Consider the following 11,517-nt stretch of genomic DNA (forward strand, 5'->3'; position numbering starts at 1 on the left):
CCGGTCAGGCGGAGGCCGTCTGGGGTGTTGCGGCGTGTTCGGGCATCGGCTCGCCGTCCGGCACCACGTCGACCTCGACCTTGAGCTTCTGCGGGCCGGAGGCCGAGACCATGCCGTCGATGGGCGAGACGTCGGTGTAGTCGCGCCCGCGCGCCACCACGATATGGTCGTCGCACATGCCGATCCCGTTGGTCGGGTCGAGGCCGATCCAGCTCTCGCCGCACCAGACCGAGACCCAGGCATGGCTCGCATCCGCGCCGCGCAGGCGCGGGCGCCCGGCGGGCGGGATCGTCCGCAGGTAGCCGCTGACATAGGCGGCCGGCACCCCCAGCCCCCGCAGGGCCGCGATCATGATGTGGGTGAAGTCCTGGCAGACCCCGGCCCGGAGGGCGAAGGCCTCGGCGAGCGGCGTGTGCACCGTGGTCGCCTTCGAATCGAATCTGAAGTCCGAGCGGATGCGCTTCATCAGGTCGAAGGCCCCGCCATAGGCGCTGCGCCCCGGCGGAAAGCTCGCCCGGGCATAGTCCGTCACCTCCGGCGCCAGGGGCACGCGCAGGCTCGGAAACTGGAAATGCACCGGCAGGTGCGGTCCGAGACCGCGTCCGTTCACGGCCTCGTCGCGCACCTGCTCCCAGGGGCGCCCGGATTCCGGTGCCGGCAGCGGATCGCGCTCGACGCGCACGCGCGACAGCGCTTCCACCCGCAATTCGGTATGAGGCGTGTCGATCGTCACCACGGTGGCGTCGAGGCCGAAATAGTCGCGTCGGACGATGCGGGTGCGCGGATCGGGCGAGATCGTGAGGCCACTCTCCAGCACCGTCTGGCCCTCGCCGTCGCACGGATGCAGGCGCAGGGCGCAGCGGGCGAAGCGCACGGGGCGGGCGTAGCGGTAGGTGGTGAGGTGGCGCAGCGTATAGATCACGCGAGCCCCACGAGCTTTTCCGGGCGCAGGGCGTGCGGCCCGTTGGGGAAGTAGCGGGTCGCGATGGCGTCGGCGAGGCCCTCGACCTCGTTTTCCAGGCGCGTCAGGGCGGCCCCGTCGAACTCCGCCGCCTCGCCGATGGCGAATTCGGCCGAAAGCTTGGCGGCGACGCGCTGGTGCGGCTCGGGCAGTCCGTCGGCGCGCAGCACCGGGAGCTGGCCGAGATGCCGGGTGACCGCCTCCAGCTGGAAGGCCACCGAGCGCGGATTGAAGGGATCGAGGAGCACCATGTCGCGCACGGGGTCGAGGGCCACGCCCTGAAGATAGCGCGCCCCGAACGAAACGTGCGAATCGCACAGGGACAGCATCACCCCGAGATCCGCGGCGCTGGCGCCGTCGCCGGCGAAGCGGGTCGCGAAGGTCAGGGTGTTGATCGCGCGCTCGATCCGCCGGCCGAGATCGACGAAGTGCCAGCCGGCCGTGCGGTTCATGTTCTCCTGGGCGAGGCCCGACAGGGCCGCGATGTGGCTGAGGGCGCGCTCCGCGAGGCTAAGGAGCTGCGCTTCCGGCAACGCCTGTCCGGGATCGATCTCCAGGACCTCCTTAAGGTCGGCGAGCGCCCGCCAGGCCTCGCCCGAGAGGCGTTCGCGCAAGGTCGCAGCGTTGATCCGCGCCGACAAGCTGTGGCGCAGGGCCGAGCCGTAGGCGTCGGGTCCGCCGAGGGCCTGCTGGGCCAGGGCGGCGGTGGGCAGGTCGGGGGCCTCGATGGCACCCCACTCGTCGAGGAGCGCGCGGATGCGCAGGGCCGTGGGGGCCTTGGCGTCGCCCGCCATGTCGGCCATCACCGCGGAGCCGACGCTGCCGAGATGCGCGACCACGAGGCGGATCACCGCCTCGGCCCGCTCCACGTAGCGCCCGAACCAGAACAGGTTGTCGGCCGCCCGCGAGGGCAGATGCCCGGCGATGCGGCGCACCCGCGCCGGCCCGGTCTGGATCAGCGACACCGCCTCGACGGGATCGCGCGACAGGATCCAGACATCGGCCGACTTGATGCCCGCGCGCATCTCCAGGGGCTCGACGTCGGGCCGCTCCGAGATGCGGCAGAAGCCCCCCGGCATCACCCGCCAGCCGTCGGGCGTCGCCGCCGCGAAGACCCGCAGGACGAAGGGGCGCGGCACGAGGCGCAGGGTGCCGCCGGTGCGGTCCCAGGCCGGCATGGTGGCGAGCGGCATCGCTTCCTGGGCGACGTAGTCGAAGGGGCGGTCGCGCAGGGCGGCGCGCAGGCGGTCGCGCTCGGCATCGAGGGCGTGGGGAGCCAGGATGGCGTCGCGCACCGCGCCCTTCGGGGGCGTCGCCACCGGGCGCAGGCTCAGGCCGTCGAGGCTGTCGCGGATCTCCGCCAGGGCCTCCGGATCGCCGCACCACCAGGTCTTCGGGCCGGCGAGCCGGAGATCGCGCCCGAGGAAGCGCCGGGCGATCCCGGGCAGGTAGGCCGCGAGGGCGCCGGCTTCGAGGATTCCCGAGCCCGGCATGTTGCCGACGACGAGGTTGCCGTTGCGCAGGGCCTCCACGAGGCCGGGGACGCCGAGGCGGGAGGCCGGGTTCAGTTCGAGGGGGTCGATGTAGTCGGAATCGATGCGGCGCCAGAGCACGTCGGCCCGCTTCAGGCCGGACACCGTGCGGATGTGCAGGGCGCCGTCCTGCATCACGAGATCGTCGCCCTCCACCAGGAGCAGGCCGAGGTAGCGGGCGAGTGCGGCCTGCTCGACATAGGTCGAGCTGAAGACCCCCGACGTCAGCAGGCAGATGCGCGGGTCGCTGCGCTGGGCGCCGACCGCGAGGCCATCCCGAAAGGCCTGGAAGAAGGCGGCCAGGCGCTCGACCTGAAGGTCGGCGTGGAGGTCCGGAAAGGCGCGGGTGAGGACGAGGCGGTTCTCGAGAGCGTAGCCTGGACCGGAGGGCGACTGCGTCCGGTCGGCCAGCACCCGCCAGCGTCCGTCGGGACCGCGGGTCACGTCGGCGGCGTAGAGCTTGAGGAAGCGGCCGCCCGGCGGCGTGACGCCCACGAGGGGCCGCATGAATTCCGGGCTGCCCGCCACGACGGCGCCCGGCAGCAGGCCCTCGGCCACGAGGCGGCCCGCGCCGTAGAGGTCGGCGAGGATCGTCTCCATCAATTCGGCGCGCTCGACGATGCCGGCGCTGAGCGTTTCCCAGTCGCCCTGTTCGAGCACGAGGGGCAGAGACCCCAGCGGCCAGGCATGCTCGCGCTTGTCGCCGTAGATCCGGTAGGAGATTCCGGTGTCGCGGATGCGGCGCACCGCCGAGACGAAGCGCGCGCCGATCTCGACCTCGTCCATCCCGCCGAGCTGGTCGAGGAAGCGGGGCCAGGCGCCCTTGGTCCGGCCGTCCGCGTCCATCAACTCGTCGGGCACGCCCCGCTGCGGCCGGTATGCGGAGGTCCAGCGCGCGAGGCGCTCGGCCCGTCCCCGAACGTCCGCTGCGGCCGCTTCGCTCATTGGGGCGTGGAGCCCGGGGGTGCGGGGGTGCGCAGGTCGAGCGTCATCGGGAACTCGCGGTTGGTCTCCTCCGGCGGCATCGCGATCCGGCCCGGGGTGTGGCCGTGGGCCTGGAAGCGGGCGAGGCGACGCCCCTCCGCCTCGTAGGTATTGACCGGGAAGGTCTCGTAGTTGCGCCCGCCCGGATGGCTGACATGGTAGCGGCAGCCGCCCAGCGACCGGCCGCTCCAGGCGTCCAGGATGTCGATGGTCAGCGGCGAGTGGGCGGGAATCGTCGGGTGCATCGAGGAGGCCGGCTGCCACGCCTTGAAGCGCAGGCCCGCCACCGCCTCGCCGGAGGTTCCGGTGCCGGTCATGGGCAGGCGGCGCCCGTTGCAGGCGATGATGTGCCGGCCGGGGACGTAGCCCTCGACCTTCACCTGCAGCCGCTCAACCGACGAGTCCACGTACCGCACGGTTCCCCCGATGGCGCCCTCCTCGCCCAGCACGTGCCAGGGTTCGAGGGCCTGGCGGAGCTCCAGCGTCACGCCGCCCTGCTCCACCGTCCCGAAGACCGGGAAGCGGAACTCGCGCTGCGCCACGAAGGCCGCCGGGTCGAAGTCGTAGCCGGCGGCCCGAAGGTCTTCCAGCACGCCCAGGAAGTCGGCCCACAGGAAGTGGGGCAGCATGAACCGATCGTGCAGGCCCGTGCCCCAGCGGACACAGCCGCCCGCCTGCGGCTCGCGCCAGAGCCAGGCGACGATGGCGCGCAAGAGGAGCTGCTGCGCGAGGCTCATGCGCGGGTCCGGCGGCATCTCGAACGAGCGGAACTCCAGCAGCCCGAGGCGGCCGGTGGGGCCGTCCGGCGAGTAGAGCTTGTCGATGCAGATCTCGGAGCGGTGGGTGTTGCCGGTCACGTCCACCAGGATGTTGCGGAAGATGCGGTCCACGAGCCAACGCGGGATGTTGGGCTCGTCGGGCCTGGGAACCTGCGCCATCGCGATCTCGAGCTCGTAGAGCCCGTCGTGGCGCGCCTCGTCCATGCGCGGGGCCTGGCTCGTCGGGCCGATATAGAGTCCCGAGAACAGGTAGGACATCGCCGGGTGGCGCTGCCAGTACAGCACCAGGCTCTTCAGGAGGTCGGGCCGGCGCAGGAAGGGCGAGTCGTTCGGGGTCGCGCCGCCGAGCACCACGTGGTTGCCGCCGCCGGTGCCGGTATGGCGGCCGTCGGTCATGAACTTCTGCGCGCCCAGCCGGATCTGCCGGGCATCCTCGTAGAGGTCGGATGTGATGCGGACCGCGTCGCGCCAGGTCGAGGCGGGATGCACGTTGACCTCGATCACGCCGGGATCGGGCGTGACCTTGATCACGTTCAGGCGCGGGTCGAAGGGCGGCTCGTAGCCCTCGATATGCAGCGTCTGCTTCAGTGCGGCGGCCGCTTCCTCGAGGTAGCCGAGGAGCTCGAGATACTCGTCCACCCGCTGCAGCGGTGGCATGAAGACGTGGAGGATGCCGTCGCGCGGCTCCACCGCGAAGGCGGTGCGCACGGCGACGCCGGTCACGCCGGAGCCGTTGACGGTCTTGGCGCCGGGATGGCCCTCGGGCAGCGCGTCGCGCTCCTCCAGGGTGTCCTGCGGCTGATAGTAGGGGTAGTGCTCCGGAGGCACGAAGGGCAGCGAGGACAGGGGCAGGCGGTAGCCCACCGGCGAGTCCCCCGGCGTCAGGAAGGCGTGGCCGCGCCGGAACTCCCAGGGCTCGGAGATCCAGAGCCGGTCGGAATCGCCGTCCTTGCCGACCGGCAGGCTCGCCAGCGGCAGGGCATAGCCCGCGGCCTCGCCGAGCCCGCGGGCGAACACCCGCGCCATCCGCGCATTCGCCTCCGGGTTGGGGTAGCGCGGCTCGGACGTCGTGACGTTGACGGGCAGCTCGTCGCGCTTCTCGGTCCAGTAGACCGGATCCTCGAAGGCCGGGAACACGTAGGCCCCGAGGCCGATGCGCTGGGCGACGGCGTCGATCAGGTCCTTGGCCTTCTGGATGGTCGCGTCGCGCGGCCCGTCCTCGGCGGCGATGAGGTCGGCGTCCTTCCAGACCGGCACGCCGTCCCGGCGCCAGTACAGGGCGAAGGCCCAGCGCGGCAGGCTCTCGCCCGGGTACCACTTGCCCTGGCCGTAATGCAGCATGCCGCCGGGGGCGAAGCGGTCCCGCAGGCGCCGGATCAGCTTGTCGGCGAGCCCCCGTTTGGTCGGCCCGACGGCGGCGGCGTTCCACTCGGGCGATTCGAAGTCGTCGATGGAGACGAAGGTCGGCTCGCCGCCCATGGTCAGGCGGACGTCCTGTTCGGCGAGGTCGGCGTCGATGCGGTCGCCGAGGGCGTCCATCGCGGCCCAGACCTCCTCGGAGAACGGCTTCGTGATGCGGGGCGCCTCCGCCACGCGGGTCACCGTCATCTCGAAGCCGAACTCGACGCCGGCCGGTTCGGCGAGGCCGGAGATCGGCGCCGCCGAGGCGTAGTGCGGCGTCGCCGCCAGGGGGATGTGGCCCTCGCCGCAGAGGAGGCCGGAGGTGGCGTCGAGGCCGATCCAGCCGGCGCCGGGCAGGTAGACCTCGGCCCAGGCGTGCAGGTCGGTGAAGTCGGTGGTGGTGCCGGCCGGTCCGTCGACGGCGGTGGTGTCGGGGACGAGCTGGATCAGGTAGCCGGAGACGAAGCGGGCGGCCATGCCGAGCCGGCGCAGGATCTGCACCATGAGCCAGGCCGAGTCGCGGCAGGACCCGCTCTTCAGGGTCAGGGTCTCGGCCGCGGTCTGGACGCCGGGTTCCATCCGCACGCCGTAGGTGATCTCGGCTGCCACCTGGGCGTTGAGCGCAACCAGGAAGAGCACGGTGTTCTGCTCGGCCGGCAGCCGCTCCAGGAACGCATCCACCTCCGGGGCCATGGCGTCGTCGAGGACGAGGTAGGGCTTCAGCTCGGCGGTGAGATCGTCCGCGTAGGCGAAGCCGCGCGCCTGGGCATAGTCCTCGACGAAGAAATCGAATGGATTGATCACCGACATGTCGGCGGTGAGGTCGACCTCGATCTTCAGCTCGGTGGTCTTCTCGGGAAAGACCAGCCGGGCGAGCCAGTTGCCGTTCGGGTCCTGCTGCCAGTTGATGAAGTGGTTCTCGGGCAGAACCTTCAGCGAGTAGGCCGGCACGGCGGTGCGCGCATGCGGCGCGGGGCGCAGGCGGATCACCTGCGGACCGAGCGTGATCGGCCGGTCGTAGGTGTAGTGCGTGACGTGGTGCAGGGCGGCTTTGATCGACACGGGGGCTCCCGCTGTAGCTGGACAGGGCGCCGGGCGTGCGGTCGGGCACGCGCCGGCGGCGGAGGGACGGGGCACCACCCTGCGGTGTCCCGGAGAAAGCTTCACCAGAGACATACGCCAACGGAGACCCGCAAGCGATGCCCTTGCGCGCGGCGGCCCGGAAGGCCGTCCGCTCGGCGTCGCCCGCCCTTGCGCCGGAAGGCAGCCAGGACGTGTACGACGGGGTCGGGCCTGCAAGTTTCGTGCTCCGGCCCGGATGCCCGGCCTCTGATGCGGGCGATGCGGGCGCCCGTCCCATCCCCGCCGGCGGTTCCACGCCCGGAACTTCGTCGGCGTCCCGTGCTTTGCCACCTTGTCGCGCGCGGATAGGCTATGACGGTTTCGTCACGGGCGGCATGCGACGCACGGCGGACAGACAGGAAAGGCGTCCCGCGACGGCTCCATGAAGATCTTCCAGTGCCAGGCCTGCGACCAGCCGATCAGCTTCGAGAGCACCCATTGCGAGAGCTGCGAGCGCCGGCTGGGCTATGTCTGCGACCTTCACGAGATGTCGGCCGTCGAGCCGGTGGGCGGGCTCTGGCACGCCTATGCCAATCCCGGGCGCAGGTACCGCTTCTGCGCCAATGCCGACCATGACGCCTGCAACTGGCTGGTGCCCGAGGATTCGCCGAATCGCTACTGCGTCACTTGTCGGCACAATCACGTGGTGCCCGACCTTTCGATCGCCTGGAACCTGACCCGCTGGCGCCAGATCGAGGCGGCCAAGCACCGGCTGTTCTACTCGCTGCTCCGCCTCGACCTGCCGCTGATGACCCGGGACGAGAACCCCGCCACGGGCCTCGCCTTCGATTTCCTGGTCGATCCGTCCGAGAGCTACCAGATCGGCCCGCCCGTGCTCACGGGCCACCGCAGCGGCCTGATCACCTTGAACATCGCCGAGGCCGACGACGTCGAGCGCGAGCGGCGCCGGATGCTGTTCGGCGAGTATTACCGGACGCTGCTCGGCCACTTCCGCCACGAGATCGGGCATTACTTCTGGAACGTTCTGGTGCGCTTCGACCAGAGCCTGTGGACCTTCCGGTCCCTGTTCGGCGACGAGCGGCTGAACTACTCGGGCGCCCTGCAGCGCCACTACGCGCAGGGCGCGCCGCCGGACTGGGAGGAGAGCTACGTCAGCGCCTACGCCACCGCTCATCCCTGGGAGGATTTCGCGGAGACCTGGGCGCAGTATCTCCACATCGTCGACACGCTGGAGACCGCCAGCACCTTCGAGATGCATGTCCGCCCACGCCTGCGCCACGGCCCAGCGGAACCCGTGGTGATCGATTTCGATCCCTATCGGATGACCGATTTCAGCCGGATCGTGGAGGCATGGTTGCCACTCACCTACGCGGTGAACTCGCTCAGCCGCAGCATGGGCCAGCCGGCCCTGTTCCCGTTCAAGCTGACCCCGGCGGTGATCGCCAAGCTGTCCTTCGTGCATGAGCGGATCGAATCCGTCCGCTGCATGGCCAGCCCGGACGCCGATGCCGACATCCTCAAGGCGGTCATCACCGGCCTGCGCCAGAAGGTGGCGGCCCCCAACGCCTGAACGTCCCAGCCCTGCAGGGCGCCGGGACGCTCAGATCGGCGCGATGGCGCGGGGTCGTCCCTCGTCGTCGATCGCCACGAAGGTGAAGGTCGCCTCGGTCACCTGCTCGCGCAACTGGGTGCGGAAGCGCCGGGCCCAGGCCTCGACCTCGATCTTCATCGAACTGCGTCCGACCCGGTCGATCCGGGTGTAGACGCAGAGCACGTCGCCGACGCGGACCGGCCGGATGAAGGTCATGGCATTGACCGCCACGGTGACCGCCCGCCCCTGCGAGCGTTCGACCGCCGCGATTCCCCCGGCCTGGTCCATCTGCGACATCACCCACCCGCCGAAGATGTCGCCGTTGGCGTTGGTGTCGGCCGGCATCGCGATGGTGCGTACCGTCAGTTCGCCGCTCGGGCGCCGCGCCTCGTCCATCTCCGCCATGATCCCGCTCATGTCCCGTCCCCCACCGATTCCACTCTAGGACGATACCGGGCGCGTTGCCGAGGTATCGCCAAGCCGTCAGGGCATCAGGCCGACATAGCTGAGGGCGCCGGCGAGGATCACCGCGAAGGCGGAGAGGAAGACTTCGAGGGGAATCGATTCCCAGAGCGCGGGCGATGGCGCGTGGCGGGCCGCGAGAGCCTTCATGACGTGTCCTCCGGAGCGGACCGATCTGGCGCCGGCCGTCTCGCTCCTTGCAACTTATCGCATGGTGCCGGAGCTTCACAGCCATCGGACAGAAATTTAGTGCCATCAACGCGAACGGCCCGGCCCTCGTCGCGACGAGGGCCGGGCCGAGCGTAAGGGCGCGTCCGTGGGCGGACGCCGCCGAGACCTTAGTAGTAGAAGCGACGCGGGCCGTAGTAGCGGCGGCCATAGAAGGGGCGCGGGCCGTAGAAGCGACGCGGGCCGTAGAAGCGGCGGCCATAGAAGGGGCGCGGGCCGTAGAACCGGCGCGGGCCGTAGAAGCGGCGGCGGTAGCCGTAATACTGAACCGTCTGCACGGTGGCCGGGGCGGCCTCGCTCTGGAGGGCGAGGGCGGGGCCGATGGGGGCGGCCGAAGCGCCCTGTGGCGCGGTGGCGGCGAAGCCTAGGGCCAGCAGCGCGGCCAGCACGAGTTTCCTCAGCACGTTCTCAACTCCCTGAATTCTGTCGAGTCTCGACACACCGGTATCCCTCGTCGCGAGGCCCGGATGCAGCAAACGCACGAGGGCCGAAAGCGTTTCCCCGATGGCGGCCAAGGTTCCGCTCATGGTCAACGAAGCCCTGCCCCGCCCTGTCAGGCGATCTTCAGGGTCATGTCGACGGTCGGCGCCGTGGCGCTGCCCTTCACGAGGCTGATGCCGTGCTCGCAATCCTCGCGGCGGACATAGGCCTCGGCGGAATCGGCGACGACGTTGCCGTTCTGGGACCGGAGGCGCCACCGCCAGCCGCCGGCGGAATCCCGGAAGAGTTCAAACCGCATCGCCCTCGCCTCCGAAGCTGCCGGACCAGCCGTCCGCACCGCCTTGAGATGGCTCTGCGCGTCGCCCTGGCAATGCCCCGGCGACGTCGAGGGAAGGCGGACACGAAAACGCCGCCCCGGAGATCCGGGACGGCGCGACGTTCAGCGGAAGCGAATGGGTTCAGGAGCGCGGGCCGCGATCGAGCCAGCCGATGGCGCGACCCTCGCCGCTGCCCTGCGGACGCGGACCGCGGGAACGCTGCTCGCCGCGGGGCTCCGCGCGGTTCTCGCCCTGGCCGCCGGCGGGACGGCGGTCGCCGCGACCCTCCTGGGGACGGGCGGCGCCGTCGGGACGGCTCGGGCGACCGGAGCCGCGATTCTCACCGCCGCGACCCTCGAAGCCGCGGCCCTGGCCGGGACGGCCGCCGGGGCGGCTGCTCGGACGCTGGCCCTGGCGCTGGCCGGGACGCTGGCCGTTCGGCGCCGGACGGCGCTCCTCGGCCTGGGCGTTGTCCGCCGCCTCCTGGCGCGACGGCGGGCTGAAGCCCTCGGGGAAGCCCGCCACGGGGATCTTCTGGCGCGTGGTGCGCTCGATGTCTCGCAGGTAGGCCTTCTCCTCGTCGTTGCAGAACGAGATCGCGAGCCCGTTCGCCCCGGCGCGCGCGGTGCGGCCGATGCGGTGGACGTAGCTCTCCGGCACGTTCGGCAGGTCGTAGTTGATGACGTGGCTTACCGCCTCGACGTCGATGCCGCGGGCGGCGATGTCGGTGGCGACGAGCACGCGGCAGGAGCCGTCCTTGAAGGCGGCCAGCGCCCGTTCGCGCTGCGGCTGGGACTTGTTGCCGTGGATGGCCGAGGCGTTGATCGAGACCTTCTCCAGGCCGCGGACGACGCGGTCGGCGCCGTGCTTGGTCCGGGTGAAGACGAGGACGCGCTCGATCGCCGGATCGCGCAGGATGTGGTTGAGGAGGGCCTGCTTCGCGCCGGTATGGGCGAAGATGACCTCCTGGGTCACGCGCTCGGCCGTGGTGGCCACGGGGGTCACGGCGACCTGAACGGGATCGCGCAGGTACTGGTCGGCGAGGCTGGCGATGTTCTTCGGCATGGTGGCCGAGAAGAACAGGCTCTGGCGCTCCTTCGGCAGCATCTTCACGATGCGCTTCAGGGCGTGGATGAAGCCGAGGTCGAGCATCTGGTCGGCCTCGTCGAGGACGAGAATCTCGACGGCCTCGAGGGTCAGCGAGCGGCGCTCGATGAGGTCCATCAGGCGGCCGGGGGTCGCGACCAGGATGTCGACGCCGTTGGCCAGCGCCTTCTCCTGGCGGGAGATGGTGACGCCGCCGAACACCACCGTATTGGTGAAGGAGAGGTATTTTCCGTAATCCGAGAAGTTCTCGGCGATCTGGTTGGCGAGCTCGCGGGTGGGCGAGAGCACCAGCACGCGGCAGCCGCGGCGAATCGGCCGGCGCGGGGTCTCGGCGAGGCGGTGCAGGATCGGCAGCGCGAAGGCGGCCGTCTTGCCGGTGCCCGTCTGGGCGATGCCGCAGAGGTCGCGGCCCTGCATGGCGGGAGCGATGGCCTGGGCCTGGATCGGGGTCGGGCTCTTGTAGCCGGCCTCTTCCAGGGCGCGCAGCACGGGCTGGGCGAGGCCGAAATCGGTGAATTGGGTCAAGGAGTAACTTTCAGGCAGCGGGACCGCGCCGGACGCCCTCGTGGCGAGGGAAATCGTCGAGAAATTGGTCGGTCCGTTGAGCTGGAGCCGCCCGCGTGCCGGGGCA

At 70.8% G+C, this 11,517-nt stretch carries 9 protein-coding genes; 1 reads left to right on the forward strand and 8 read right to left on the reverse strand.

Annotation, left to right across the window (positions count from 1 at the left end; genetic code table 11):
• Positions 1 to 4 precede the first annotated feature (4 nt).
• The 3 genes from ASF49_RS15800 to ASF49_RS15810 are packed head-to-tail and all read right to left on the reverse strand — an operon-like array spanning position 5 to position 6,719.
• Positions 5 to 922, reverse strand: coding sequence for a transglutaminase family protein (locus ASF49_RS15800; protein WP_056474794.1), 918 nt, complete (start codon positions 920 to 922; stop codon positions 5 to 7).
• Positions 919 to 3,438, reverse strand: coding sequence for a circularly permuted type 2 ATP-grasp protein (locus tag ASF49_RS15805; RefSeq protein WP_056474798.1), 2,520 nt, complete (start codon positions 3,436 to 3,438; stop codon positions 919 to 921). Before ASF49_RS15805 ends, ASF49_RS15800 begins: the two co-directional genes overlap by 4 nt.
• Complete coding sequence (locus ASF49_RS15810) at positions 3,435 to 6,719, reverse strand: transglutaminase family protein (RefSeq protein ID WP_200930068.1); 3,285 nt, start codon at positions 6,717 to 6,719, stop codon at positions 3,435 to 3,437. Before ASF49_RS15810 ends, ASF49_RS15805 begins: the two co-directional genes overlap by 4 nt.
• A gap of 442 nt (positions 6,720 to 7,161) precedes the next feature.
• On the opposite strand from ASF49_RS15810, the gene ASF49_RS15815 reads away from it, so the two are divergent.
• Positions 7,162 to 8,310, forward strand: a complete 1,149-nt coding sequence (locus ASF49_RS15815; RefSeq protein ID WP_056474802.1) for a zinc-binding metallopeptidase family protein — start codon at positions 7,162 to 7,164, stop codon at positions 8,308 to 8,310.
• A gap of 30 nt (positions 8,311 to 8,340) precedes the next feature.
• Here ASF49_RS15815 and ASF49_RS15820 read toward each other — a convergent pair whose 3' ends face one another.
• From ASF49_RS15820 to ASF49_RS15835, 5 genes are all read right to left on the reverse strand, one after another.
• Positions 8,341 to 8,748, reverse strand: a complete 408-nt coding sequence (locus tag ASF49_RS15820; protein WP_243214569.1) for an acyl-CoA thioesterase — start codon at positions 8,746 to 8,748, stop codon at positions 8,341 to 8,343.
• 66 nt (positions 8,749 to 8,814) lie between these two features.
• Positions 8,815 to 8,943 (reverse strand): hypothetical protein, encoded by a 129-nt coding sequence (locus ASF49_RS24750; protein WP_272481510.1) that lies wholly within the window; start codon positions 8,941 to 8,943, stop codon positions 8,815 to 8,817.
• 188 nt (positions 8,944 to 9,131) lie between these two features.
• Positions 9,132 to 9,425 (reverse strand): hypothetical protein, encoded by a 294-nt coding sequence (locus tag ASF49_RS15825; RefSeq protein ID WP_056474805.1) that lies wholly within the window; start codon positions 9,423 to 9,425, stop codon positions 9,132 to 9,134.
• Between the two features lie 149 nt (positions 9,426 to 9,574).
• Positions 9,575 to 9,760: a YegP family protein gene (locus ASF49_RS15830; protein ID WP_056474807.1), complete on the reverse strand. Its 186-nt coding sequence runs from the start codon at positions 9,758 to 9,760 to the stop codon at positions 9,575 to 9,577.
• 160 nt (positions 9,761 to 9,920) lie between these two features.
• Positions 9,921 to 11,411, reverse strand: coding sequence for a DEAD/DEAH box helicase (locus ASF49_RS15835; protein ID WP_056474811.1), 1,491 nt, complete (start codon positions 11,409 to 11,411; stop codon positions 9,921 to 9,923).
• Between the last annotated feature and the right edge of the window lie 106 nt (positions 11,412 to 11,517).

This window comes from Methylobacterium sp. Leaf104, from assembly GCF_001422885.1.
Lineage (GTDB): Bacteria > Pseudomonadota > Alphaproteobacteria > Rhizobiales > Beijerinckiaceae > Methylobacterium.